The organism is Streptomyces sp. NPDC026394, from assembly GCF_055567735.1.
Genome location: NZ_JBVHPX010000001.1, coordinates 140,025 through 165,454 on the forward strand (window position 1 = coordinate 140,025; position 25,430 = coordinate 165,454).

At 69.9% G+C, this 25,430-nt stretch carries 22 protein-coding genes; 16 read left to right on the forward strand and 6 right to left on the reverse strand.

Annotated elements, in window-relative coordinates; all coding sequences use genetic code 11:
- Positions 1-19 precede the first annotated feature (19 nt).
- Positions 20-535, forward strand: coding sequence for a GrpB family protein (locus ACZ4QV_RS00670; protein ID WP_467762434.1), 516 nt, complete (start codon positions 20-22; stop codon positions 533-535).
- A 60-nt stretch (positions 536-595) separates the two neighbouring features.
- On the opposite strand, the gene ACZ4QV_RS00675 is transcribed toward ACZ4QV_RS00670, so the two are convergent.
- The 4 genes from ACZ4QV_RS00675 to ACZ4QV_RS00690 all read right to left on the reverse strand — a co-directional run bounded on the left by ACZ4QV_RS00675 (position 596) and on the right by ACZ4QV_RS00690 (position 4,645).
- A complete protein-coding gene (locus tag ACZ4QV_RS00675) occupies positions 596-1,378 on the reverse strand; it encodes a succinate dehydrogenase/fumarate reductase iron-sulfur subunit (protein WP_361147136.1) in 783 nt (260 codons plus the stop codon).
- Positions 1,375-3,369 carry a fumarate reductase/succinate dehydrogenase flavoprotein subunit gene (locus tag ACZ4QV_RS00680; protein ID WP_467762435.1) on the reverse strand — a complete coding sequence of 665 codons (1,995 nt, stop codon included), beginning with the start codon at positions 3,367-3,369 and terminating at the stop codon, positions 1,375-1,377. Before ACZ4QV_RS00680 ends, ACZ4QV_RS00675 begins: the two co-directional genes overlap by 4 nt.
- A 15-nt stretch (positions 3,370-3,384) precedes the next feature.
- Entirely contained in the window at positions 3,385-4,245 is an 861-nt protein-coding gene (locus ACZ4QV_RS00685) for a hypothetical protein (RefSeq protein ID WP_361583129.1), read from the reverse strand.
- A 67-nt stretch (positions 4,246-4,312) separates the two neighbouring features.
- On the reverse strand, positions 4,313-4,645 hold the full coding sequence (locus ACZ4QV_RS00690; RefSeq protein WP_361147128.1) for a hypothetical protein: 333 nt from the start codon (positions 4,643-4,645) through the stop codon (positions 4,313-4,315).
- 515 nt (positions 4,646-5,160) lie between these two features.
- Here ACZ4QV_RS00690 and ACZ4QV_RS00695 point away from each other — a divergent pair.
- From ACZ4QV_RS00695 to ACZ4QV_RS00725, 7 genes are all read left to right on the forward strand, one after another.
- Positions 5,161-7,539: an ABC transporter substrate-binding protein gene (locus ACZ4QV_RS00695; protein WP_467762436.1), complete on the forward strand. Its 2,379-nt coding sequence runs from the start codon at positions 5,161-5,163 to the stop codon at positions 7,537-7,539.
- 394 nt (positions 7,540-7,933) lie between these two features.
- Positions 7,934-9,838 (forward strand): translational GTPase TypA, encoded by a 1,905-nt coding sequence (typA, locus tag ACZ4QV_RS00700; protein WP_361147122.1) that lies wholly within the window; start codon positions 7,934-7,936, stop codon positions 9,836-9,838.
- A 492-nt stretch (positions 9,839-10,330) separates the two neighbouring features.
- Positions 10,331-11,959 carry a peptide ABC transporter substrate-binding protein gene (locus tag ACZ4QV_RS00705; RefSeq protein WP_361147119.1) on the forward strand — a complete coding sequence of 543 codons (1,629 nt, stop codon included), beginning with the start codon at positions 10,331-10,333 and terminating at the stop codon, positions 11,957-11,959.
- A gap of 94 nt (positions 11,960-12,053) precedes the next feature.
- Positions 12,054-12,980: an ABC transporter permease gene (locus tag ACZ4QV_RS00710; RefSeq protein ID WP_125054441.1), complete on the forward strand. Its 927-nt coding sequence runs from the start codon at positions 12,054-12,056 to the stop codon at positions 12,978-12,980.
- The gene (locus ACZ4QV_RS00715) at positions 12,973-13,962 is read left to right on the forward strand and encodes an ABC transporter permease (protein WP_361147115.1); all 990 of its coding nucleotides are present in this window, start codon (positions 12,973-12,975) and stop codon (positions 13,960-13,962) included. Before ACZ4QV_RS00710 ends, ACZ4QV_RS00715 begins: the two co-directional genes overlap by 8 nt.
- 11 nt (positions 13,963-13,973) lie before the next feature.
- Positions 13,974-15,011, forward strand: a complete 1,038-nt coding sequence (locus ACZ4QV_RS00720) for an ABC transporter ATP-binding protein (RefSeq protein WP_361147112.1) — start codon at positions 13,974-13,976, stop codon at positions 15,009-15,011.
- Positions 15,004-16,056, forward strand: coding sequence for an ABC transporter ATP-binding protein (locus ACZ4QV_RS00725; RefSeq protein ID WP_361147110.1), 1,053 nt, complete (start codon positions 15,004-15,006; stop codon positions 16,054-16,056). The genes ACZ4QV_RS00720 and ACZ4QV_RS00725 overlap by 8 nt, the downstream gene beginning before the upstream one ends.
- A gap of 101 nt (positions 16,057-16,157) precedes the next feature.
- Here ACZ4QV_RS00725 and ACZ4QV_RS00730 read toward each other — a convergent pair whose 3' ends face one another.
- Positions 16,158-16,559, reverse strand: coding sequence for an ATP-binding protein (locus ACZ4QV_RS00730; protein ID WP_361147107.1), 402 nt, complete (start codon positions 16,557-16,559; stop codon positions 16,158-16,160).
- A 146-nt stretch (positions 16,560-16,705) separates the two neighbouring features.
- Here ACZ4QV_RS00730 and ACZ4QV_RS00735 point away from each other — a divergent pair, with 146 nt between their 5' ends.
- The 8 genes from ACZ4QV_RS00735 to ACZ4QV_RS00770 all read left to right on the forward strand — a co-directional run bounded on the left by ACZ4QV_RS00735 (position 16,706) and on the right by ACZ4QV_RS00770 (position 24,378).
- Complete coding sequence (locus tag ACZ4QV_RS00735; protein ID WP_467762437.1) at positions 16,706-17,590, forward strand: helix-turn-helix domain-containing protein; 885 nt, start codon at positions 16,706-16,708, stop codon at positions 17,588-17,590.
- Positions 17,591-17,600: 10 nt separating this feature from the next.
- Positions 17,601-17,786 (forward strand): DUF397 domain-containing protein, encoded by a 186-nt coding sequence (locus tag ACZ4QV_RS00740; protein WP_361147101.1) that lies wholly within the window; start codon positions 17,601-17,603, stop codon positions 17,784-17,786.
- A 150-nt stretch (positions 17,787-17,936) separates the two neighbouring features.
- The gene (locus ACZ4QV_RS00745) at positions 17,937-18,590 is read left to right on the forward strand and encodes a nuclear transport factor 2-like protein (RefSeq protein WP_467762438.1); all 654 of its coding nucleotides are present in this window, start codon (positions 17,937-17,939) and stop codon (positions 18,588-18,590) included.
- A 132-nt stretch (positions 18,591-18,722) separates the two neighbouring features.
- Positions 18,723-20,345, forward strand: a complete 1,623-nt coding sequence (locus tag ACZ4QV_RS00750) for a peptide ABC transporter substrate-binding protein (RefSeq protein WP_467762439.1) — start codon at positions 18,723-18,725, stop codon at positions 20,343-20,345.
- Positions 20,346-20,362: 17 nt separating this feature from the next.
- A complete protein-coding gene (locus ACZ4QV_RS00755; protein WP_361147096.1) occupies positions 20,363-21,286 on the forward strand; it encodes an ABC transporter permease in 924 nt (307 codons plus the stop codon).
- On the forward strand, positions 21,279-22,283 hold the full coding sequence (locus tag ACZ4QV_RS00760; protein ID WP_361147093.1) for an ABC transporter permease: 1,005 nt from the start codon (positions 21,279-21,281) through the stop codon (positions 22,281-22,283). Before ACZ4QV_RS00755 ends, ACZ4QV_RS00760 begins: the two co-directional genes overlap by 8 nt.
- A 56-nt stretch (positions 22,284-22,339) precedes the next feature.
- The gene (locus tag ACZ4QV_RS00765) at positions 22,340-23,329 is read left to right on the forward strand and encodes an ABC transporter ATP-binding protein (protein WP_361586554.1); all 990 of its coding nucleotides are present in this window, start codon (positions 22,340-22,342) and stop codon (positions 23,327-23,329) included.
- On the forward strand, positions 23,326-24,378 hold the full coding sequence (locus ACZ4QV_RS00770) for an ABC transporter ATP-binding protein (protein WP_361147091.1): 1,053 nt from the start codon (positions 23,326-23,328) through the stop codon (positions 24,376-24,378). The genes ACZ4QV_RS00765 and ACZ4QV_RS00770 overlap by 4 nt, the downstream gene beginning before the upstream one ends.
- Before the next feature lie 27 nt (positions 24,379-24,405).
- Here ACZ4QV_RS00770 and ACZ4QV_RS00775 read toward each other — a convergent pair whose 3' ends face one another.
- A complete protein-coding gene (locus tag ACZ4QV_RS00775) occupies positions 24,406-25,395 on the reverse strand; it encodes a PI-PLC domain-containing protein (RefSeq protein ID WP_361876522.1) in 990 nt (329 codons plus the stop codon).
- Positions 25,396-25,430: the final 35 nt, after the last annotated feature.

The following is a 25,430-nucleotide window of genomic DNA, read 5'->3' on the forward strand; positions in this document are numbered from 1 at the left end:
CCGTCGTTAAGCTGGTGGCATGGCGGATCTCGACGAGCCCGTCCACGTCGTTGCCTACGATCCGGCCTGGGCGCGGCGGGGCCAGGCACTCGTCCGCGACCTCGCGCGCCGGCTGGCATGGGCCGCCGCCGACGTCGAGCACATCGGCTCGACGTCCGTGCCCGGGCTGGCCGCCAAGCCCGTTGTCGACGTACAGGTGGGCTGCGCGCCCGCGCTGGTCCCGGCTGTCGTCGCGGCCGTCCAGGGCATGGGGTTCGAGCACCTCGGCACTGCCGGTGTCCCCGGTCGCGAGTACCTCAGAAGACGTTCCGCGGACCCCGCCAACGTCCACGTCGTGGAACGCGACGGGCGCCTGTGGAGGGACAACATGGTCTTCCGGGACCTTCTCCGGGCCCGTCCGGACGTCGCACGACGGTATGCCCGTACCAAGCGCGAAGCGGCGGAGCGGGCCCCCACGCTGCTCGCCTACTCCGCGCTCAAGGCGCACATGGTCGCCGAGATCATGGCGGCGGCCCGTTCCGGCCCCGGCGCGTGAGCAGCCGGAGGCGGCCACGGTCACGCCGCCGCCCCCGTACTCGTACCGCCTGCCCTCAGCTCACTCCCTCCGCCGCCGGATCTTGTTCCCCAGCCACACCAGCGGGTCGTACTTGCGGTCGGCCGCGCGTTCCTTCAGGGGGATCAGGGCGTTGTCGGTGATGCGGATGTGTTCGGGGCAGACCTCGGTGCAGCATTTGGTGATGTTGCAGTGGCCGAGGCCGTGGTCCTCCTGGGCGGTGCGCTTGCGGTCGAGGCCGGACTCGTGAGCGGCGTCCAGCGGGTGCATGTCGAGTTCCGCGACGCGCATCAGGAAGCGGGGGCCGGCGAAGGCGGTCTTGTTCTCCTCGTGGTCGCGGACGACGTGGCAGGTGTCCTGGCACAGGAAGCACTCGATGCACTTGCGGAACTCCTGCGAGCGGCCGACGTCCTCCTGCCGCATGCGGTACTCGCCCGGCGCCAGCTCCGGCGGCGGGACGAAGCTGGGGATCTCGCGGGCCTTGGTGTAGTTGAAGGAGACGTCCGTGACCAGGTCGCGGACGACCGGGAAGGCCCGCATCGGGGTGACGGTGACGGTCTCGTCGCGCTCGAAGACGGACATCCGGGTCATGCACATCAGGCGGGGCCGGCCGTTGATCTCCGCGCTGCACGAGCCGCACTTGCCCGCCTTGCAGTTCCAGCGCACCGCGAGGTCGGGGGCCTGGGTGGCCTGGAGGCGGTGGATGATGTCGAGGACCACCTCACCCTCGTTGACCTCGACCCGGAAGTCCGCCAGGCCGCCGCCGTCCGCGTCGCCCCGCCAGATCCTGAAGTGCGCCTTGTAGGCGTCGGACTGCGCGCTCACCGGCTCGCCCCCTCGTCGTCGGCTCCTCCGGTGGCGGCTGCCGCCGGGCCGCTGTCCGCCGCCAGTTCGTCGTCCGTCAGGTACTTCGCCAGTTCGTCCCGCTCGAAAAGGGCCAGCAGGTCGGGCCGGACGGGCGGATTCTCCCGGCGGGACAGACGGATCTGGCCGACGGCCGGGTCCCGCGGGGGAAGGTCCGCGCCGTCCTCGGCCAGCTCGCAGACCAGGTTGATCCGTCGCCAGCGCCGGTCCATCTCCGGGTAGTCGTCCCGGGTGTGCCCGCCGCGGGACTCCCTGCGCTCCAGGGCCGCGCGGGCCACGCACTCGCTGACCAGCAGCATGTTGCGCAGGTCGATGGCCAGGTGCCAGCCGGGGTTGTACTGCCGGTGGCCCTCGACCCCGGCCCGGCGGGCCCGTGTCCGCAGGTCGGCGAGGCGTTCCAGGGCCTCCTCCATCTCGCCCTGCCTGCGGATGATGCCGACCAGGTCGTTCATCGTCCGCTGGAGTTCCTGGTGGAGGGTGTACGGGTTCTCGGCGGGGCGCCCGGCGTGGTGCGCGTCGGACCCCTCGGCGCTGAACGGGCGCAGCGCCTCCGCCTCCGCGGCGTCGAGCTGGAGCGGGTCGGCGGCGGGCCGTACGGAGCGGGCGCGCGCGTACTCGGCCGCGTACAGGCCCGCGCGGCGGCCGAAGACCAGCAGGTCGGAGAGGGAGTTGCCGCCGAGCCGGTTGGAGCCGTGCATCCCGCCTGCCACCTCGCCGGCGGCGAACAGGCCGGGGACGCCGGTGGCCGCCGCGGTGTCCGGGTCGACGTCCACGCCGCCCATCACGTAGTGGCAGGTCGGCCCGACCTCCATCGCCTCGGCGGTGATGTCCACGTCCGCCAGCTCCTTGAACTGGTGGTGCATGGAGGGCAGCCGCCGCCGGATGACCTCGGCGGGCATCCGGGTGGAGACGTCGAGGAAGACACCGCCGTGCGGGGAGCCGCGGCCCGCCTTGACCTCGGCGTTGATGGCGCGCGCGACCTCGTCGCGGGGGAGCAGCTCGGGCGGGCGGCGGTTGTGGTCCGGGTCCTCGTACCAGCGGTCGCCCTCGTCCTCGGACTGGGCGTACTTCTCCTTGAAGACGTCCGGGATGTAGTCGAACATGAAGCGCTTGCCGTCGCTGTTGCGCAGCACCCCGCCGTCGCCGCGTACGGACTCGGTGACGAGGATGCCCTTGACGGACGGCGGCCAGACCATGCCGGTCGGGTGGAACTGGACGAACTCCATGTTGATCAGCGGCGCCCCGGCGAGCAGTGCGAGCGCGTGCCCGTCGCCGGTGTACTCCCAGGAGTTGGACGTGACCTTGAAGGACTTGCCGATGCCGCCGGTCGCCAGGACCACCGAAGGGGCCTGGAGGACGAAGAAGCGGCCGGATTCGCGTTCGTAGCAGAACGTGCCGGCCACCCGCCCCTCGTCCTTGAGGACACGGGTGACGGTGCATTCCTGGAACACCTTCAACCGGGCCTCGTACCAGCCGAGTTCGCGTTCGTCCTCCTGCTGGAGGGAGACGATCTTCTGCTGGAGGGTGCGGATCAGCTCCAGGCCCGTACGGTCGCCGACGTGCGCCAGGCGCGGGTACTCGTGGCCGCCGAAGTTGCGCTGCGAGATCCGGCCGTCGGGGGTGCGGTCGAAGAGCGCGCCCCAGGTCTCCAGCTCCCAGACCCGCTGCGGCGCCTCGCGGGCGTGCAGCTCGGCCATCCGCCAGTGGTTGAGGAACTTGCCGCCGCGCATCGTGTCGCGGAAGTGCACCTGCCAGTTGTCGCCCTCGTTGACGTTGCCCATGCTGGCCGCGATGCCGCCCTCGGCCATGACCGTGTGAGCCTTGCCGAACAGCGACTTGCAGATCACCGCCGTACGCATCCCCTGCTCACGGGCCTCGATGGCGGCGCGCAGCCCGGCGCCGCCCGCGCCCACCACGACCACGTCCCACTCCTGCCGGTCGAGCTGCGTCATCACAAGGCACCCTTCCTAGAAGAAGCGCGGGTCGTCGAAGACCCCGGTGGCGAGGAGGAAGACGTAGAAGTCGGCGGCGGCCACGCTGATCAGCGACGCCCAGGCGAGCGCCGCGTGCCGGGCGTTGAGCCTGCCGACCCAGCCCCACAGGCGGTAGCGCACCGGGTGTCTGGAGAAGTGCCGCAGCCGGCCGCCGACGATGTGCCGGCAGGAGTGGCAGGAGAGGGTGTACGCCCAGATGAGGACGATGTTGACGAGGAAGACGAGGGTGCCGAGGCCCATGTGGCCCCACTCGTAGTCCGCGTTCCGGAAGGTGAGCACGGTGTCGTAGGTGAGGATGCCCGCGACCAGCACCGCGAAGTAGAAGAAGTAGCGGTGGATGTTCTGGAGGATCAGCGGGAAGCGGGTCTCGCCGGTGTACTTCTTGTGCGGCTCGGCGACCGCGCAGGCCGGGGGCGAGGCCCAGAAGCCGCGGTAGTACGCCTTGCGGTAGTAGTAGCAGGTCAGCCGGAAGCCCAGCGGGAAGATCAGGATCAGCAGCGCGGGGGACAGGCCCCACCAACTGCCGAAGACGTCCCAGTTGGGCCCGCCGCGCATCGGGTGGCAGTTCTCCGCCAGGCACGGCGAGTAGAACGGCGAGACGTACGGTGCGGCGTAGTAGTCCGCGTTCGCGAACGCCCGCCACGTCGAGTACACGACGAAGGCGAACAGGCCCGCCGCGGTCGTGGCCGGATACAGCCACCATCGGTCGGTGCGCAGGTGGCGGGCGGCTATCGCGGCGCGCGAGGGAGCGTGGACGCCGGTGCCGGGCGGACCGGCCGCGCCCTTCGCGCCGCTTGCCTCGGTATGCGGTTGGGGTTCGGTGCCAGTGGCCAACGTCGGTCTCCGTAGACGGCTGTCCGGTGGTGGGACGGGTGGCGCTCAGCGGCGGTACGGGTGGGGGCTACGGTGCCCGGCGGTCGCGGGCGCCGAGGCCCTCGTCCTCCGCGTCGGCCCACAGGGCGGCGTCGTACGGCGCGTCCGGGATGGTCACCATCTCGGGGACGGGCGCCGACGGGCGGCCGGTGCGCGGGCCCACGGTGTACGCGGGCCGCCCGCCGGGCGCGTCCGCGCTGCCGTCCCGCAGCAGTTGCAGGCTCTCGCGCAGATGGTCCGTGTCGCTGCGTACGCGCCGGATGTCCAGGCCGCCGCCGACCTGTGCCTCCAGTCGTCCGACCGACCGTTCCAGGTCGTCCAGACTGCGCTGAGCTGCCGTCAGATCGTCCTGCAAGGACATGACTTGCCTCACCTCCGCGGGTGTGGTCGGCGCGCCCTCGCCGCTCGCCCGGACCCGTCCGGGCGCAGCGGCGTGCGCCTGCGAGTGTCGCGCGTCACAGTCGCGATTGGGAAGGGATCTGCCGTGATTCCGGAACCGGACCGGCGTGTTTCGGCACGTGTGCGCCCTCGGTCCGCGCCGGAGGGCGTGCTTTTGTACGGCGGCGTGTACGCCCGCGGACGCGGCACCCGTACGCCCTCCCGGTCGGTGCGGGCGGGCCCGTGACGGGAACCGCGCAGCCCGCCGTACGGGACCGCGCGCGCCGGGCACGGGGGCGGCCGGGAGCGGAAACGGTTGGGCCGGGCGGGTGGCCTTCGCGGCGGCCGCCGACGTGTCGCCCGCCCCGGTGGCGGCCGGTCCCCTTCAGTGGTGGAGCCATAGATGTGATGAGCCGCAAAGTCGGCCGAACGTGATCCGTGGCCCCGCGGCCCGCCGCGGCGGCGCCGCGGCGCGGGCGAGCCCCGGAGGTAACCGTGATGACCCACCCCGTCAGCTCAGGCGGCGCGGCCTGCCGCAGGCGCCGCTGCGCCGCGCTCCTCGCTGCCGGAGTGCTGCTGCCGCTGCCGGTCCTGACCGGCTGCGGCGGAGGCGACGACGCCGAGCAGGCAGGCCCCGGTGCCCAGGACATCTCCGTCACTCCCCGCGACAAGGTGCGCCAGGGCGGCACCCTGCGCTGGGCGGTGGACGCCGCGCCCGGCACACTGAACGCCTTCCAGGCGCGCGCGGACGCGGCCACGCGGCGCGTCACCGACGCCGTACTGCCCCGGCTGTTCACCCTGGACGAGCGGGGCCGCCCGCAGCGCAACCCGGATTTCCTGGACGCCGCCGACGTCACCGACCGCGAGCCCCGCCAGACCGTCGTCTACAAGATCAACCCGAAGGCGCGGTGGAGCGACGGCCGGGCCGTCGGAGCGGACGACTTCGCCGCGCAGTGGAAGGCGCTGAACGGCAAGGACAACGCCTACTGGAGCGCCCGCAACGCCGGGTACGACCGCATCGAGAAGGTCGGACGGGGCGGCGGCGCGCACGAGGTCGAGGTCACCTTCACCAAGCCGTACGCCGACTGGAAGTCACTGTTCACGCCGCTGTACCCGAAGAGCGTGACGGGCGACGCGCGCGCCTTCAACGACGGCGCCCGTGAACAGCTCAAGGCGGTGGCCGGGCCGTTCACGGTGCGGGAGCGGGACAGCGAGGCCGGCACGCTCACCCTCGCGCGCAACCCGAAGTGGTGGGGCGCCCGGCCCAAGCTGGACACCATCGTGCTGACCGCGCTGCCCCGCGAGAAGCGGGCCGCGGCCCTGGCGGCGGGCAAGGTCGACCTGGCCGAGGTGGACCCCGCGGACGCCCGGGCGATCATCGCGGCGCGCAAGCCCGCGGCCTCGCGGTCGGCCGACCCCGGAACACCGGGCGGCAGCCCGTCCGGCCCCGGGTCGCCGGGAGCCGGCTCACCGAGCGCGGGAACACCGGGCGCCTCGGAGACCGGGCGCGTCGAAGACGCCGACGCCGGGCGCTCCCCGGCCCCGCGCGGCGACGACGCCCCGCCGCGCAAGGTGTCCGCCGCCGAGCGGGACGCCCTGCGCCGCTTCACCGTCCGCAAGGCCCTGGAGCCCGCCTACACCCAGCTCGCCCTCAACGGCAGCACCGGCCCGCTCAACGACGACCGGGTGCGCCGCGCGGTGGCCCGCGCCGTCGACCGGCAGAAGCTGGCCGACTTCGTACTCAAACCCCTCGGTCTGCCGAACCGGCCGCTGGGCAGCCATCTGCTCATGACGGGCCAGCCCGGGTACGCGGACCACAGCGGCGCCCTCGGCGGACCGGACACCAAGGCCGCACGGGCGATGCTGGCGGACGCGGGCTGGCGGGCGCCGGGCGGCGCCCCGGCGCAGCCGCGGGACCCGGAGAAGAAGGTGGACGCCGACCGGGGCGGTTCCGACGACGGCAAGGCGGGCGACCGGGAACTCGCGGCCGCCGGACCGGTGACACCGCTGTCCGCGGTCGGCGTACGGTCCGCCGACCTCCAGCGGTCCACGCTGCTGCGGCAGAGCGCCGGCCTCTACAAGGACGTGGCGGCGAACCTGCGCACGGCGGCCCGGGGGGACATCACCGTCGCGGCGTACGCGGACTACCGGCGCTTCGAGATGCTGGCGGCCGGCGCGCTGACCGCCGCCGAGATGATCGAGGTGGCCCCGGCCGCCGGCGGCCGGGGCACCGGTACGGAGGGAGCGGGTCAGGTCAGGGCGGCCGACGGCAAGCCGGTCGAGGGCGGCCTGGCCGCCCCGGTGGACGCCTTCCGCGACCCCACGGCCCGCGGCCCGGTCCCCGCCCTCAAGAAGGACGGCAAGCCGCTCGTCCTGCGCTTCGTGCTCCCCGACGGCCCGGGTTCCGAACGGCTGCGGACGGTCGCCGACCGGATCTCCGGGATGCTCGCCCGCATCGGGGTGCAGACCGCCGTGCAGAAGGTGCCGGACAAGAGCTACTTCGAGGACCACATCGCGGCCGGCGACTTCGACCTGGCGCTCTACACCTGGCCCGGCTCCGCCTATCCGGCCACCGACGGCCGCCCCATCTACGCCAAGCCGCAGCCCGCGGCCGACGGCAGCCTCACCGTCGAGCAGAACTACACCCGGGTCGGTACCGACCACATCGACCAGCTCTTCGACCAGGCGGCCGCCGAGCTGGACGAGGACGCCTCCCGCGAGCTGGTCGACCGCGCCGACGCGCGGATCTGGGCGGCGGCCGGGTCCGTACCGCTCTACCAGCGGCCCGAGGTCGTCGCGGCGAAGGAGAGCCTGGTCAACGCGGGCGCCTTCGGCTTCGCGACCCCGCGCTTCCAGGACATCGGTTACAAGAAGTGAGGGGCCGGGCGTAGCGGACGAGCGGATTCGGCGGCCGGGCCCGATGACCGGACCTGGCGGCCGGGTCCGACGGGGGACCCGACGACCGGAACCGGCGGCCGGACCCGACAACCCGACCGGCGGCCGGCCGGAGCGGTCCCCCGCCCGGCCGGCCGCCGTGCCACGCCCCGGTCACGGCCGGACGCTCCCCCGGGCGAAGCGGGCGTGCGCCCCGGCGTGCAGTGCCCGTTCGATTCAGCATCTCCGCAGGTCGGAGGCGGTTCTGCGGCCCAGGGGCGGCCGATGCCGCGGCAGCCCCGTACCATGGGGTGAGGCCGTGGCGTCTTCATGCCCGGCAGGCACACGTACCGGACCGTACGTGCCGCCATCCACGATCCGGGAGAAGCGCCGCAGTATGCCCACGCGCCACGACATTCGTAACGTCGCCATCGTCGCCCACGTCGACCACGGCAAGACGACCCTCGTCGACGCCATGCTCAAGCAGGCCGGCTCCTTCGCCGCGCACGCTGCCGAGTCCCTCGACGACCGCATGATGGACTCGAACGACCTGGAGCGTGAGAAGGGCATCACGATCCTCGCCAAGAACACGGCGGTGAAGTACCACCCCAAGGATGGCGGCGACGTCATCACCATCAACATCATCGACACCCCCGGCCACGCCGACTTCGGTGGCGAGGTCGAGCGCGGCCTGTCGATGGTGGACGCGGTCGTGCTGCTGGTGGACGCCTCCGAGGGCCCGCTGCCGCAGACCCGCTTCGTGCTGCGCAAGGCGCTGGACGCGAAGATGCCGGTCATCCTGTGCATCAACAAGACCGACCGCCCGGACTCCCGGATCGCCGAGGTCATCGACGAGACCTACGACCTGTTCCTGGACCTGGACGCGGACGAGGACCAGATCGAGTTCCCGATCGTCTACGCCTGCGCCCGTGACGGTGTCGCCTCGCTGACCAAGCCGGAGGACGGCACGGTCCCGCAGGACAGCACCAACCTGGAGCCGTTCTTCAGCACCCTGCTGGAGGCCGTCCCGGCCCCCGAGTACGACGAGTCGGCGCCCCTCCAGGCCCACGTCACCAACCTCGACGCGGACAACTTCCTCGGCCGTATCGCGCTGCTCCGCGTCGAGCAGGGCGAGCTGCGCAAGGGCCAGACCGTCGCGTGGATGAAGCGCGACGGGTCGGTCCAGAGCGTGCGCATCACCGAGCTGATGATGACCGAGGCGCTCACCCGCAAGCCCGCCGAGGTGGCCGGCCCCGGCGACATCTGCGCCGTCGCCGGTATCCCCGACATCATGATCGGCGAGACGCTGGCCGACCCGGAGAACCCGGTCGCGCTGCCGCTGATCACGGTCGACGAGCCCGCGATCTCGATGACCATCGGCACCAACACCTCGCCGCTGGTCGGCCGCGGCGGCACCGGCAAGGGCGCGGACGCCAAGGCCGCGACCAAGGACCGCAAGGTCACCGCCCGCCAGGTCAAGGACCGGCTGGACCGCGAGCTGATCGGTAACGTCTCGCTGCGCGTCCTGGACACCGAGCGCCCCGACGCCTGGGAGGTGCAGGGCCGCGGTGAGCTGGCGCTGGCCATCCTGGTCGAGCAGATGCGCCGCGAGGGCTTCGAGATGACCATCGGCAAGCCGCAGGTGGTCACCAAGGAGGTCGACGGCAAGACCTACGAGCCCGTCGAGCGCATGACGATCGACGTGCCCGAGGAGCACATGGGCGCCGTCACCCAGCTCATGGGTGTCCGCAAGGGCCGGATGGACAACATGTCCAACCACGGCTCGGGCTGGGTCCGCATGGAGTTCGTCGTGCCGTCCCGCGGTCTGATCGGCTTCCGTACGGAGTTCCTGACCAACACCCGCGGCACCGGTATCGCGCACTCCATCCACGAGGGCCACGAGCCCTGGTTCGGCACGCTGACGACCCGCAACAACGGTTCGCTGGTCGCCGACCGGGCCGGCGCGGTCACCGCCTTCGCGATGACCAACCTCCAGGAGCGCGGTGTGCTCTTCACCGAGCCGGGCACCGAGGTGTACGAGGGCATGATCGTCGGTGAGAACTCGCGCTCCGACGACATGGACGTGAACATCACCAAGGAGAAGAAGCTCACCAACATGCGCTCCTCCTCCGCCGACTCCTTCGAGGCGATCGTGCCGCCGCGCAAGCTCTCCCTGGAGCAGTCGCTGGAGTTCTGCCGCGACGACGAGTGCGTCGAGGTGACCCCGGAGGCGGTCCGTATCCGCAAGGTCGTCCTGGACCAGAAGGAGCGCGGCCGCACCGCTTCGCGCGCGAAGCGGTAATACGCACCGAGGCGCCGGGCGGACACGCTGGGTAATGACCCGCGGCCGCCCGGCGATTACGCTCAGCGAGCGCCCCACCGGATTTCCGATCCGGTGGGGCGTTTTCCGTTTACCGGTACGGCGGGTCGGCTACCGCATTGATGATCACCGTGTCAACGGGATTCCGGTTGCGATCCGGCCATGGAGAGTCCGAATTACGGACGAAGATCAGCATGTGTGGTGCCGACGGTCCGTTTCGTTACCGTCTGGATGGTTTGGTTTGTCCGGATTCCGAACTCTCGGAAAACGGATGTGACCAAACCGAGACCCCTTACACGTGGTTTATGGGGCGAAGGTGACTGAGACTGGGGTGCATTGAGCTCGGGTCAATGGGTCACGCGCTGTGGGGAGCGCCGACTCACGAGCAGCAGGAGCTGGTCGCTGGCTGTCAGGGGTGTCAGCTGCGGGCAGCTCCTTTCCATGAAGTGAATGGACTCATGAGGAGGCAGTCCCATGCGCGGTGCCAAGAGCGCCACCTGGGTCGCAGGTGCGATAGCCGTGGCCCTGACCGCCACGGCGTGCGGCGGCGGCAGCAGCAGTAGTGGCAACAACGCGCCCGTTGACCCCAACGGCACGTACACCTACTACAACACCGAGCCGCAGAACCCGCTGATCCCGACCAACACCAACGAGGTCGGCGGCGGTTACATCGTCAAGAACCTCTTCCGCGGTCTGGTCGACTTCGACCTCCAGGGCAAGCTGCGCTACCAGAACGCCGAGAGCGTCGAGTCCACGGACAACCAGCACTTCACGGTGAAGCTGAAGAAGGGCTGGAAGTTCCACAACGGCGAGCCGGTCACGGCCGCCTCCTTCGTGGACGCCTGGAACTGGGGCGCCAACGCCAAGAACGCCCAGCTGAACTCCTCCTGGTTCGAGCCCATCAAGGGTTACGAGGAGATCCACCCGAAGGAGGGCGACCCGAAGACCGACAAGATGTCGGGCCTGAAGGTCGTCAACGACAACGAGTTCACCATCGAGCTGTCGCAGCCGGTCTCGACCTTCAAGGAGCGTCTCTTCTACGACGCCTTCTTCCCGCTGCCCAAGGCGTTCTACAAGGACACCAAGGCGTTCGGCGAGCACCCCATCGGCAACGGCCCGTACCAGCAGGACGGGAACTGGGAGCACAAGGTCCAGTTCAAGACGAAGAAGTTCGCCGACTACAAGGGCGAGGACAAGCCCAAGAACGGCGGCGTGATCTTCAAGTTCTACAACACGGACGACAGCGCCTACAACGACCTGGTCTCCAACAAGGTCGACATCATGTACAAGGTCCCGAACTCGGCGACCGGCAAGTTCAAGTCCGACCTCGGTGAGCGCGCCGTCAACGAGCCGTACGGCGGCCAGACCACCATCGCCTTCCCCATGTACGACAAGGAGTGGGGCAAGCCCGAGAAGGCCAAGGTCCGCCAGGGTCTGTCGATGGCCATCGACCGCGACACCATCGTCAAGACGGTCCTCAAGGGCGCTTCCGACGCGGCCGACGGCTGGGTGCCCACCGTCGTCGAGGGTTACAAGAAGGACGTCTGCGGCGAGTTCTGCAAGTTCAACCCGACCAAGGCCAAGCAGCTGATCAAGGAAGGCGGTGGCGTCCCCGGCAACAAGATGACCATCACCTTCAACAATGACGGCGGCCACCGGGACTGGGCCGAGGCGGTCTGCAACGACATCAAGCAGAACACCGGCGTGAACTGCGCCGCCCAGCCGCGCCCGACCTTCCAGCAGGTGCGTAACGAGATCACCGGCAAGAAGATGGACAGCGCCTTCCGTATGGGCTGGGTCCAGGACTTCCCGAACATCTCCAACTTCATCTCCGAGCAGTACCGCACCGGTGCCGGCGCGAACGACATGGGCTTCTCCGACCCCGAGCTGGACAAGCTGATGGACCAGGCCAACGCGGCCAAGACCATCGAGGAGTCCAACAAGCTCTACCTCCAGGCCGAGAAGAAGCTGACGGAGACGATGCCCTCCATCCCGCTGTTCTTCGACCACACCCTGGGCGGTTACTCCAACAAGGTGCAGAACGTGAAGTTCGACACCTACCGCCAGGCGATCTGGACCGACGTCGAGGTCAAGAAGAAGTAACCGGGACGCTGCATGTGACGCAGGCCCAGTAGCCGCCCGCCCCCTCCACCCCGGGGCGAGGCGGCCGCTGGGCCCGTCAGCGACAGGAGGAACCATGGGGCGTTATGTCGCGAGGCGACTGCTCCAGATGATCCCGGTCTTCATCGGGACCACTCTGCTCATTTTCCTGATGGTGTATTCGCTGCCGGGCGACCCCATCAAGGCGCTTTTCGGTGACAAGGCCGCCGACCCGGCCACCGTCGCCAGACTTCGGCACCAGTACGGGCTCGACCAGCCCATGCTGACCCAGTACTGGAACTACCTGACCGGCCTGTTCAAGGGCGACTTCGGTGACAGCTTCACCGGCCGACCGGTCGCCGACCTGATGGCCGAGGCATTCCCGGTCACCATCCGGCTGGCGCTCTACGCCTTCGGTATCGAGGTCGTCATCGGTATCGCGCTCGGTATGCTCACCGGCCTGAAGCGCGGCAAGCTCGTCGACCAGGCTGTTCTGGTGCTCACCCTCATCGTGATCTCGATCCCGGTGTTCGTGCTCGGCTTCCTCGCCCAGTTCTTCCTGGGTCTGAAATGGGGGCTGATCACACCGACGGTCCAGGACTCCATGAATCTGGGGGAACTGACCGTACCGGCGATCGTGCTCGGCGCCCTGTCGCTCGCGTACGTCACCCGGCTCACCCGTACCACCGTCGCGGAGAACCTGCGCGCCGACTACATGCGCACCGCGCTCGCCAAGGGCCTGCCCAAGAGCCGGCGCCTGGGCGTGCACCTGATGCGCAACTCCCTGATCCCCGTGGTCACCTTCCTCGGCACCGATCTCGGCATGCTGATGGGCGGCGCCATCGTCACCGAGGGCATCTTCAACGTCCAGGGCGTGGGCAACACGCTGTTCAAGGCGATCCAGACCAGCGAAGGCCCCACCGTGGTCGGCATCGTGACGGTGCTCGTCCTCATCTACCTCGTGAGCAGCCTGGTCGTGGACCTGCTGTACGCCGTTCTGGACCCGAGGATCCGCTATGCCTGAGAAGACAACTGTGAACCCCGGCAGCGTCGCGGGCCCGGGCACCACCGGCGACACCGTGGACCTCGCGGCGCCCGGCGTCGGCGCTGCCGCGGCCGAGGCCGCCGGCGGCCCCGCCAACAAGCCCCGCAGCCTCGGCCAGGACGCCTGGCGCGAACTGCGCTCCCGGCCGATGTTCTGGATCGCCGGCGTGCTGCTCGTGGTGCTGATCATCATGGCGGCCGTGCCGTCGCTGTTCACGGGCGCCGACCCGGCCCACGCCGACCTGCGCAACCACTACCTGGGCGAGCCCCAGTGGTCGCACCTGTTCCAGGTCGACTGGTTCGGCTACAACAAGCAGGGCCAGAGCGTGTGGGCCCGTACCGTCTACGGCGCCCGCGCCTCGATCATCGTCGGTGTCTGTGTGACCTTCGCGGTCACCGTCTTCGGCGGCCTGCTGGGCATGCTCGCGGGCTACTTCGGCGGCTGGGCGGACGCCCTCCTGTCGCGTATCACCGACGTGTTCTTCGGCATCCCGCTGCTGCTCGGCGCGCTCGTCCTCCTGCAGGCGTTCACCAGCCGTACGGTGTGGACCGTGACCCTGGGTCTGGCCGTCTTCGGCTGGATGCAGCTCGCCCGCGTCATGCGCGGCGCGGTGATCACCCAGAAGCAGGCGGACTTCGTGACGGCCGCCAGGGCGCTCGGCGCGGGCAACACCCGCATCCTGTTCAAGCACATCCTGCCGAACGCCATCGGGCCGGTCATCGTCGTCGCCACCATCGCGCTGGCCGGCTACATCTCCGCCGAGGCCACCCTGTCCTACCTGGGCATCGGCCTCCAGCCGCCGGCCATCTCCTGGGGCGTGGACATCTCCGCGGCCAAGGACGTGCTGCGCGACGCCCCGCACGTCCTGCTCATCCCGTCGGCGTTCCTGAGCATCACCGTGCTGGCGTTCATCCTCCTCGGCGACGCGGTGCGCGACGCCCTCGATCCCAAGCTGCGCTGAGGGAGGCGTACGTGACCACCATTTCGAAGACCGCGGACGTTCCCAAGCCGGGGGCGGACGCCAAGGACAGCGGTCCGCTGCTCGACGTCCGTGACCTGCACGTCGAATTCCACACCCGGGACGGCGTCGTCAAGGCCGTCAACGGCGTCAACTACAACGTCAGCGCCGGCGAGACGCTCGCCGTGCTCGGCGAGTCCGGCTCCGGCAAGTCCGTCACCGCGCAGGCCGTGATGGGCATCCTGGACATGCCGCCGGCGAAGATCCCGCAGGGCGAGATCCTCTTCCGCGGCCAGGACATGCTGAAGATGACGCCCGAGGAGCGCCGCCGGACCCGCGGCGCGAAGATCGCCATGATCTTCCAGGACGCGCTGTCGTCGCTGAACCCGGTGCTCACCGTCGGCTACCAGCTCGGCGAGATGTTCCGGGTCCACCAGGGCATGTCCAAGAAGGACGCCAAGGCCAAGGCGATCGAGCTGATGGACCGGGTGAAGATCCCGGCCGCGGCGGCCCGGGTCTCGGACTACCCGCACCAGTTCTCCGGCGGTATGCGCCAGCGCATCATGATCGCCATGGCGCTGGCCCTGGAACCGGACCTGATCATCGCGGACGAGCCGACCACGGCGCTCGACGTGACGGTCCAGGCGCAGGTCATGGATCTGCTCGCGGACCTCCAGCGCGAGTACAACATGGGCCTGATCCTGATCACCCACGACCTGGGTGTGGTCGCCGACGTCGCCGACAAGATCGCGGTGATGTACGCGGGCCGGATCGTCGAGCACGCGCCCGTGCACGAGCTGTACAAGAACCCCGCGCATCCGTACACGCGCGGCCTGCTCGACTCCATCCCGCGCCTGGACCAGAAGGGCCAGGAGCTCTACGCGATCAAGGGCCTCCCGCCCAACCTGCTGAACATCCCCACGGGTTGCGCGTTCAACCCGCGCTGCCCCAAGGCGCAGGACATCTGCCGTACCGAGGTGCCGCCGCTGCACGGCGTCGCCGACGGCCGCGGCAGCGCGTGCCACTTCTGGGAGGAGACGATCAATGGCTGAGCCCACGAAGGACGCGGCGCGCGAGCCCATCCTCGAAGTCCGCGACCTGGTCAAGCACTTCCCGCTCACCCAGGGCATCCTGTTCAAGAAGCAGGTCGGCGCGGTCAAGGCCGTCGACGGCATCTCCTTCTCGCTGTACGAGGGCGAGACCCTCGGCATCGTCGGCGAGTCCGGCTGCGGCAAGTCCACGGTCGCCAAGCTGCTGATGAACCTGGAACGGGCGACGTCCGGCGAGGTCTTCTACAAGGGCCAGGACATCTCCAAGCTGTCGGGGCGCGCGTTGAAGGCCGTGCGCCGCAACATCCAGATGGTGTTCCAGGACCCGTACACCTCGCTGAACCCGCGCATGACGGTCGGCGACATCATCGGCGAGCCGTACGAGATCCACCCGGAGGCGGCCCCCAAGGGCGACCGCCGCAAGAAGGTCCAGGACCTGCTGGACGTCGTCGGCCTCAACCCCGAGTACGTCAACCGCTATCCGCACCAGTTCTCGGGCGGCCAGCGCCAGCGCATCGGCATCGCCCGCGGACTGGCCCTCAACCCCGAGATCATCATCTGCGACGAGCCCGTCTCGGCGCTGGACGTGTCGGTCCAGGCGCAGGTCATCAACCTGATGGAGAAGCTCCAGGACGAGTTCAACCTCTCCTACCTCTTCATCGCCCACGACCTGTCCATCGTCCGGCACATCTCCGACCGGGTCGGGGTGATGTACCTCGGCAAGATGGCGGAGATCGGCACCGACGAGCAGATCTACGACCACCCGACCCACCCGTACACCCAGGCCCTGCTCTCCGCCGTCCCCGTACCGGACCCGGAGGCGCGGGCCGGCCGCGAGCGGATCATCCTCTCCGGCGACGTGCCGTCCCCGGCCAACCCGCCGTCCGGCTGCCGCTTCCGCACCCGCTGCTGGAAGGCCCAGGACAAGTGCGCCGAGGAGGTGCCGCTGCTCGCCGTACCGGAGCGCTTCGCCACCACGGGCAGCCTCGCGGCGCACGACTCGGCCTGCCACTTCGCGGAGGAGAAGGACGTGGTCGGCGCGGCCTGAGCCGGGCCGTACGCGCGTACGCGGGGGCGTCCGGGGCATCCGCTCCGGGCGCCCCCGTACGCGTACCCGGCCGCCACCAGCACCGACTCGCTCCCGCGGCGTCACTCCCGGTCCCCTTTGGGCGTCACGGTGAACCACACGGCCTTGCCGTTCGGGCAGTCCCGCACTCCCCAGCTGTCGGCGCAGGCGGCCACGATCCCGAGCCCGCGCCCGTACTCCTCCTCGGCCCCGGCGCTCTGCCGCGCCGGCACGCCCGGCCCGGTGTCCCACACGGCGATCGTGAGGTCGAACGGTGAGCGGTCCACGCTCACGTACGCGTCGGTCTTCGCGTACTGGTACGAGTTGGTCACCAGCTCCGAGACCATCAGCTCCGCCGTCTCCGTCAGGCAGTTCAGCCCGGCCCCGTCCAGGATGTGCCGCAGCGCGGCTCTGACGACACCGACCGCCCGGGGGTCATGCGGAATGAACAGGCCGTAGGACCAGGTGTCGCTGGGCGTGCTCATGAGGCAGCCTCCAGGTGGATGTGGTCTGCGAATGCGCTCTGTGACTGGTTCCATACTCAAGGTAGCGATGGGTGGCGTATACGTGCCACCAACTCACAGAAATGGCTGGCTGGTCCATACTGCCGAGGGGGATCTGGGAGGGATGAATGGGCCTGAGGGCGAGTCCCACGTACCGGCAGCGACGTTTCGGAGCCGAAGTCCGCAGGCTACGGGAGCGCGCCGGCCTGACGGTCAGTGAGGCCGCGGACGTGATGGGCATGCGGCAGTCGCACGTCAGCAATGTGGAGGCCGGCCGCACCCCGTTGGCGCCGGAGCGGCTGCGGGCACTGGCTCAGACCACGAGTGGTACACGTTCTACCTACCTCGAAGCGCTGATCGCGATGGGCGAGGCCCGGGGGAAGGGCTGGTGGAGCGCCTACAGAAGCGCGGTGCGGCCGTCCCTCCTGGATCTCGCCGAACTCGAATCCGGGGCCGGACGCCTGCTCTGCTACGAACCGATGTTCATCCCGGGCCTGGTGCAGACCCGTGAGTACGCCGCGGCCATCCACCATGAGGGATACACGCGGGAGACGAGGCGGCAGCGGGACCTCGCGGTCGACTTCCGGCTGAGGCGCCAGCAGGTGCTCAGCGGCAGCGGGGCGCCGCGCACCCACCTGGTCGTTCATGAAGCGGCCCTGCACGTGTCGCTCGGCAGGCGCGGCGTCATGCGCGACCAGTTGATCCGGCTGATCGAGGTGTCGCGGCTTCCGCACGTCACCGTGCAAGTGCTGCCCTTCGCCGGGCCGGTGCCTTTTGGTACCTCGTTCACGGTGGTGGAGCCGGAGGTCGAGGAACTGGGCACGGTCGTCGTGTCACACGTCGAAAACTCCCTGTACCTCGGTGATCCGGACGCTCTTGCGAGGTACCACGCCACTTTCGCTAGGCTCAGCGAAGTGGCCTTGCCTCCGGTCGACGCCGCGGCCCTCCGCGAGGCGCACGCGGTGAAGGACTCGCTGGGGATCATCCGGCGTCTCCTGTATCCCCTGCTCTAGGAGGGCGTGCATGTCCCAGCTCACGTGGCAGAGGTCCAGCTTCAGTGAAGGTGGCGCGGATACGTGTGTCGAGGTGGCTGCCGGGTGTGGAGATGTGCGGTGGGTGCGGGAGAGTGCGGAGGGTGGGGTGGTGAGGGTGTCTGTGGGGGCGCTGGGGGGACTGGTGCGGGTGCTTAAGGTGGGGGCGGTCGGTTGATTCTTGGGTGTGCGCTTTGTGCGGGGGTTGCGCTTTGCGGGAAGGCGGGCGGCTGGCCGGTGGGGATGCGCGCGTCGGGGCGGTGGCGTGGTTGGTGTTGGCGGCGCAGACTGAAGGGGCAGGTACGTTCCACCGGGTGGGGTGAGGTTGATGCGCCGCCTTGGCATGACGGCGTCCGTCGCTGTCCTGGCCGCGACCGCGTTGGCGGGCTGCGGGGCGTCCGGCGACCGGGCGGACCGTACGGAGACCACGGTCACCAGCACGCGTACGGTCACTGAGGAGCCGACGCCCGCGCCTTCCGGCAGCGGGACGGCCGGGAGTACCGCGTCACCGGAGGCCGGGCCGACGGCCACCGCCCGGGATGCCGCCTCCGTCGTCCAGGACTATTACGCGGCCGTCAACGCTCGTGACTTCCGCCGCGCCTGGGACCTCGGAGGCAAGAACCTCGGGGGGACGTACGACGCCTTCGCGGCCGGCTTCGCGGACACCGCCCGGGACACCGTGCGTGTCGTGGACGTGAGCGGCGACGTGGTGACGATGACGTTGGAAGCCGAGCAGCGGGACGGGTCCGTGCGGACCTTTGCCGGTACGTACACGGTGCGGGGCGGGGCCATCGTCGCCGCGGACATTCAGGTGGTGGCGGGGCCGACGCCCAGCGGTGGTTCGCCTCGTCCTGGCCCGTCGACGGGTGGGCCCGATGTCGATTGCTCCGATCTCGACGGCCCGACCCGAGTGGGGCCGGACGACCCGCACCGCCTTGACCGTGACGGCGACGGTGTCGGCTGTGAGCCCCACGGGGAGTGACGGGGATCGCTCGTACGGGGGGTTCTGGCCCGTGTTGCGGGCGGGTGGCGTGGTGTGGGGGACGGGAGGTGCCAGGTTGGGGCCGAGGGCGTCGGTGGGTGTCCGGGGTCGCGGTTCTGAGGAGGCAGCTCGTTGGGTGGAGCCTGGCGCGTCGGGTCGGTGGTCTGTGTGGCCGCCGTGGCTGCCCTGGCCGCTGCCGGGTGTGGTGGGGGCGGGCAGGACCCCACGGTCGTCCGGGCGTCCTGGGGTGACCCGCAGAATCCGGTGGAGCCGGCCAACACCACCGATGTGCAGGGCGGCAAGGTGCTCGATCTCGCTTTCCGGGGGCTGAAGCGGTACAACCCGCGGACCGCTGTCGCGGAGAACATGGTCGCGGAGTCGGTCGAGTCGCCGGATGCGCGGAATTTCACTGTCAAGGTCAAGCCGGGGTGGACGTTCAGCAATGGGGAAAAGGTGACCGCGCGGTCCTTCGTGGACGCCTGGAATTACGGGGCGCTGGTCACCAACCGGCAGCAGGGGGCGCCGTTCTTCAGTTATGTGGAGGGGTATGAGGACGTGCACCCCGAGGGGGCGGGGGAGAAGCCGACGGCGAAGACGATGCGTGGGCTGCGGGTACGGGACGAGTTCACTTTTACGGTGCGGCTGAACAGGAAGTTCGGGCTGTGGCCGGACATGCTCGGATACAACGCCTTTCTGCCGCTGCCCCGGTTGTTCTTCACCGATCACGACGCGTGGCTGGCGAAACCGGTCGGCAATGGGCCGTACGCGGTGCAGTCGTATGCCAAGGGCGGGGTCATGCGGCTGCGGAGGTGGGGAAAGTACCCGGGTCCGGACCGGGCGCGGAACGGTGGAGTTGATCTTCAGGTTTATACGGACAATGACACTGCTTACACGGATTTGATGGCGGGGAATCTGGATCTGGTCGATGATGTGCCGGCTCCGCAGTTGAAGCATGTGAAGAAGGATCTGGGCGGGCGCTACATCAACCAGCCTGCGGGGATCATCCAGACGCTGTCGTTCCCGATGTACGACGAGAAGTGGTCGAAGGCGGGAGTGGAGAAGGTCCGGCGGGGGATTTCCATGGCCGTCAACCGGCCGGCGATCACCCGGCAGATCTTCCGGGGGACGCGGACGCCCGCCACCGACTGGACCGCGATGGCCCTGGGGGAGCACGGCGGCTACCGGGCGGGCCTGTGCGGTGACGCGTGTACGTACGATCCGGCCGGGGCCCGGAAGCTGGTCGCCGAAGGGGGCGGGATTCCCGGCGGTTCGATGAAGGTGACGTACAACGCGGACACCGGGTCTCACAAGTTGTGGGTGGACGCGCTGTGCAACAGCGTGAACAAGGCGTTGGGCCGGCATGTGTGTGACGGTGCGCCGATGGGAACCTTCGCCGATTACCGCACCAAGGTCACGCAGAAGAAGATGAGCGGGCCTTACCGGGCCGGCTGGCAGATGGACTATCCGCTGATCCAGACCTTTCTGCAGAGCCAGTACTTCACCGGCGCGTCGTCCAACGACTCGGGCTGGAGCAACAAGGAGTTCGACGGACTGGTGAGCCGGGCCAACGCGGAGAGCGAGCTGCGGCAGGTGAACGACACGTATCACCGGGCCGAGCGGATTCTGGCCCGGGAGATGCCCGCGATCCCGCTCTGGTACCAGAACGGTAGTGGCGGGTACGGGGAACGGGTCGAGAATGTCGCGCTGAATCCCTTCAGTGTTCCGGTGTACGGCCAGATCACGATCAAGGGCTGAGGGGCGGGTGGACGGCCGTGGGGCGTTATGTCATTCGGCGACTGCTGCAGATGGTGCCGGTTTTCGTCGGTGCCACGTTTCTCATTTTTGTGATGGTGTACGCGCTCGGTGACCCGGTCGCGGCCCTCTCCGGTGACCGTGCACCCGACCCGGCGACGGCCGCGCAGATCCGCCGTGAGCTTCATTTGGACCAGCCGCTGTGGCAGCAGTACCTGCATTACATGGGGCAGATCTTCACGGGGAATTTCGGCACCACCTTCGACGGGCAGCAGGTCCTGGACAAGATGGGTACCGCCTTTCCCGTCACCCTGCGGCTCACCGTCGTCGCGATCGTCGCGGAGATCGTCGTCGGGGTGACGCTCGGCGTGCTCAGCGGGCTGCGGCGGGGGCGGCTGCTGGACTCCGGGGTGCTGGTGCTCACGCTGATCGTGGTGTCCGTACCGACGTTCGTCAGCGGGTACGCGCTCCAGTACCTGCTGGGCGTGAAGTGGGCGTGGGTGAGCCCGGCCGTCGCCCTGGGCGCGCCGCTGGACGAACTGCTGCTGCCGGGCTGTGTGCTGGCGCTGGTGTCCTTGGCGTACGTCACCCGGCTCACCCGGACGTCGATCGCGGAGAACGCCCGCGCCGACTACGTCCGTACGGCCGTCGCCAAGGGCCTGCCCCGGCGCCGGATCGTCGTCCGGCACCTGCTGCGCAACTCGCTGATCCCGGTGGTCACCTTCATCGGCGCGGACATCGGCACGCTGATGGGCGGCGCGGTGGTCACCGAGCGGATCTTCAACGTGCACGGCGTCGGCTACGAGCTGTACCAGGGCATCGTCCGCCAGAACTCCCCGACCGTCGTCGGCTTCGTCACCGTCCTGGTCATCGTCTTCCTGCTGGCGAACCTGATCGTCGACCTCCTGTACGCCGTGCTCGACCCGAGGATCCGCTATGCCTGAACCCGAGCGTCCCGAGCCGTTCCGGACGGCGGGCGGCGGAACGCCGTTGCCCGCTGTCGAGGCGGAGACCATGGGCGGGCTCGGCGGGACACCGGAGGTGCCCGGGGCCCCGGGGGCTCCGCAGGGGGCCGGCGTGCAGCCGGCCGGCGGCCGGGCCCGCAGCCTGTGGTCGGACGCCTGGCACGACCTGCGCCGCAGCCCCGTCTTCATCGTGTCCGGCCTGCTGATCCTGTTCTTCCTGCTGGTCGCGGTCTGGCCGTCCCTGCTGACCGGCACCGATCCGTTGGACTGCGACATCACCTTGTCGCAGGAAGGCGCGCGCAGCGGCCACCCGTTCGGGTTCGACACCCAGGGCTGCGACGTCTTCGCGCGGACGGTGTACGGGGCCCGGGCCTCCGTCACGGTCGGCGTGTGCGCCACGGCCGGAGCCGCCCTCCTCGGCGGGGTGCTGGGCGGGCTGGCCGGATTCTTCGGCGGCTGGTGGGACGCGCTGCTCTCGCGGATCGCCGACATGTTCTTCGCCATCCCGATGCTGCTGGGCGGTCTCGTGTTCCTGTCCGTGGTGCCGTCCGGCTCCGTATGGCCGGTCGTCGGGTTCATCGTGCTGCTGGGCTGGCCGCAGCTCGCGCGGATCGCCCGCGGTTCCGTACTGACCGTCAAACAGGCCGACTTCGTGCAGGCGGCGCGGGCGCTGGGGGCCGGCAACACCCGGCTGCTGCTGCGGCACCTGGCGCCCAACGCGGTCGCGCCGGTGATCGTCGTGGCGACCATCGCCCTCGGCACGTACATCGCGCTGGAGGCGACGCTCTCCTATCTGGGCGTCGGCCTGAAGCCACCGACCGTCTCCTGGGGCATCGACATCTCCGAGGCGTCCAAGCAGATCCGCAACGCGCCGCACATGCTGCTGTGGCCGGCCGGCGCGCTCAGCCTGACCGTACTGGCGTTCATCATGCTCGGCGACGCGGTGCGCGACGCCCTCGATCCCAAGTTGCGCTGAGGAGACGGTGGATGACGGCTGAGGGGTTGCGGCAGGAGGCCGGTTCCGGCGGCGGTGTGCTGCTGGACGTGCGGGACCTGAAGGTGGAGTTCCGTACGCGGGACGGTGTGGCGCACGCGGTCAACGGGGTCGGTTACCGGGTGCGCGCGGGCGAGACGCTGGCCGTACTGGGGGAGTCGGGCTCGGGCAAATCGGTGACCGCGCAGGCCGTTCTGGGCATCCTGGACACGCCACCGGGGCACATCACGGGCGGTGAGATCCTCTTTCACGGGCGGGACCTGCTGCGGATGAGCGCCGAGGAGCGGCGCGGGATGCGCGGCACCAAGCTGGCGATGATCTTCCAGGACGCGTTGTCGGCGCTCAACCCCGTGCTGAGCGTGGGGGCGCAGCTCGGGGAGATGTTCGAGGTGCACCGGGGGATGTCCCGCAGGGAGGCACGTGCCTGCGCGGCCGAGCTGATGGACCGGGTGCGCATCCCGGCCGCCAGGAGCCGGGTGGGCGACTATCCGCACCAGTTCAGCGGCGGGATGCGCCAGCGCATCATGATCGCGATGGCGCTGGCCCTCGGCCCCGACCTGATCATCGCGGACGAGCCGACGACGGCGCTCGACGTGACGGTCCAGGCCCAGGTCATGGATCTGCTCGCGGAGCTGCGGCGGGAGTACGCCATGGGGCTGGTGCTGATCACCCACGACTTGGGGGTTGTCGCGGACGTCGCCGACCGGATCGCGGTGATGTACGCGGGCCGGATCGTGGAGACCGCCCCCGTCCACGACCTCTACCGGGCGCCCGCCCACCCGTACACCCGCGGTCTGCTCGACTCCATCCCGCGCCTGGACCAGAAGGGCAGGGAGCTGTACGCGATCAAGGGACTGCCGCCCAGCCTGACCGCGATTCCGCCGGGCTGCCCCTTCCACCCGCGCTGCCCCAAGGCGCAGGACATCTGCCGTACGGACCGGCCGCCGCTCTACGACGTGGCACCGGGCCGGGCCAGCGCCTGCCACTTCTGGGAGGAGACCATCAGTGAGCGAGGAGACCGCCGGTGAACGCTGAGGCGGCTGGGCGCGCGGGGGAAACCGTCCTCGACGTACGGGACCTGGCCAAGCACTACCCGCTGACGCGCGGCATCGTGCTGCGCCGGCAGATCGGCTCGGTCAAGGCCGTGGACACCGTCTCCTTCACCCTGCGCAAGGGCGAGACGCTGGGGATCGTGGGGGAGTCCGGCTGTGGCAAGTCGACGGTCGCCAAGCTGCTGGTCGGGCTGGAGAAGCCGACCGGCGGACAGATCCTGTACCGGGGCGAGGACATCACCAGGCTGTCGGGGCGCGCGCTGAAGGCCGTGCGCCGCAACATCCAGATGGTGTTCCAGGACCCGTACACCTCGCTGAACCCGCGCATGACGGTCGGGGACATCATCGGCGAGCCCTACGACATCCACCCGGAGGTGGCTCCTAAGGGGGACCGGCGGCGGAAGGTCCAGGACCTGCTGGACGTGGTCGGGCTCAATCCGGAGTACATCAACCGCTATCCGCACCAGTTCTCCGGTGGGCAGCGCCAGCGCATCGGCATCGCGCGTGGGCTGGCGCTGCGCCCCGAGGTGATCGTGGCGGACGAGCCGGTCTCGGCGCTGGACGTCTCCGTCCAGGCGCAGGTCGTCAACCTGCTGGAACGGCTTCAGGACGAGTTCGACCTGTCGTACGTCTTCATCGCGCACGACCTGTCGGTCGTCCGGCACATCTCCGACCGGGTCGCGGTGATGTACCTCGGCCGCTTCGCCGAAGTCGGCACGGAGGACGAGATCTACGGGCATCCGACGCACCCGTACACCCAGGCCCTGCTCTCGGCCGTACCGGTACCGGACCCCGAGGCGCGTGCCCGGCGCGACCGCATCCTGCTGAGCGGCGACGTGCCCTCGCCGGCCGACCCGCCGTCCGGCTGCCGCTTCCGTACCCGCTGCTGGAAGGCGCGGGAGCGCTGCGCGCTGGAGGTGCCGCCGCTGGACGTGCCGGAGGGCTTCGCGGGGGTGACGGGCCCGGCCCGGCACGCCTCGGCGTGCCACTTCGCGGAGGAACGGCAGGTCGTGCCGGGCGGGTAGCGGGCCGCGCCGTCCGCGGTCCCGGTTTCAGCTCCCGAAGGGCACGTCGCTGTTGGTGGCCATGCGCCGCTCGGCCGGGTGCCCGGCGACGTAATCGGTGACGGAGGACAGTGCCTTCTTCACGGCGGACCCGTCGGTGCCGCAGCCGCCGCGCCACCCGGACGTGCCGTCCGGGTAACAGGCGGCGCGCAGCCCGTAGATGAGGCTGTCGGCTTCGGCCCCGCCTGCCGCGTACGGTGCCAGCAGCTCGGCGACGTTCTTCGCGTCGCCCGTGCCGACCGTCCAGCCGGCCGTCGAGGCGAATTCCTTGCGGTGACGGGCCTCGGCGCCGGCCCGGAGCTCGGAAGTGATCTTGCGGGCGCCGAGCGCGATACTGAAGAGGCCCTTGTCCATCACGCGCTGGTGCGCGGGGATGCGGGAGCCGTGGGTCGCGAAGGCTTTCGCCACGTCCGCGGCGTTGCCGCTGACGTCGATCCCTTCGAGCGGGCGCAGGCCGGTCGTGACGTCCTTCCAGCCGGTGCCGCCCTCGGTGCCGTAGAACCCGTAGAGCACGCGTACGCCCTGCTTCTCCACGGTGCGGCGGGCCAGGTCGCGAAGCGCCGCCACCGAGCAGTGCCGCCACTTCGCGTCATCGCTGCGGCAGTGGTCCGGATTCTTGATGTCGAGCCACACGAAGGTGACGGTCTTGCCCTCGCTGCGCCGCTGGGCGATGCGCTGGAGCACGGCCTCCATCGTGTCACCGGCGCTGGTGGGGGTGCCGTCGTGATCCGCCCACCAGCCCTTCTTCCAGGCGGTGGCGTCGATCTCGACGGCGTTGGCGCCGTGCCGCAGCGCCGCGTCCACGCCGTCGGCGGTCAGCACCCGGTGGGCGATGGCGTAGGTGGGGCGCGGCGCGGGCCGGTGGGGGCCGGTGGTGGCAGCGGCGGCCGGGGTGCTCGCGCAGAGGAGCGTCAGGACGCCGGTGGTGGCCAGGAGGGGCACGCGGGTGCGTATCCGGGCCGGGGAGCGGTGAGCCATATGTGTCATCTGTCCTTGTGTGGAGCCGGTGTGTC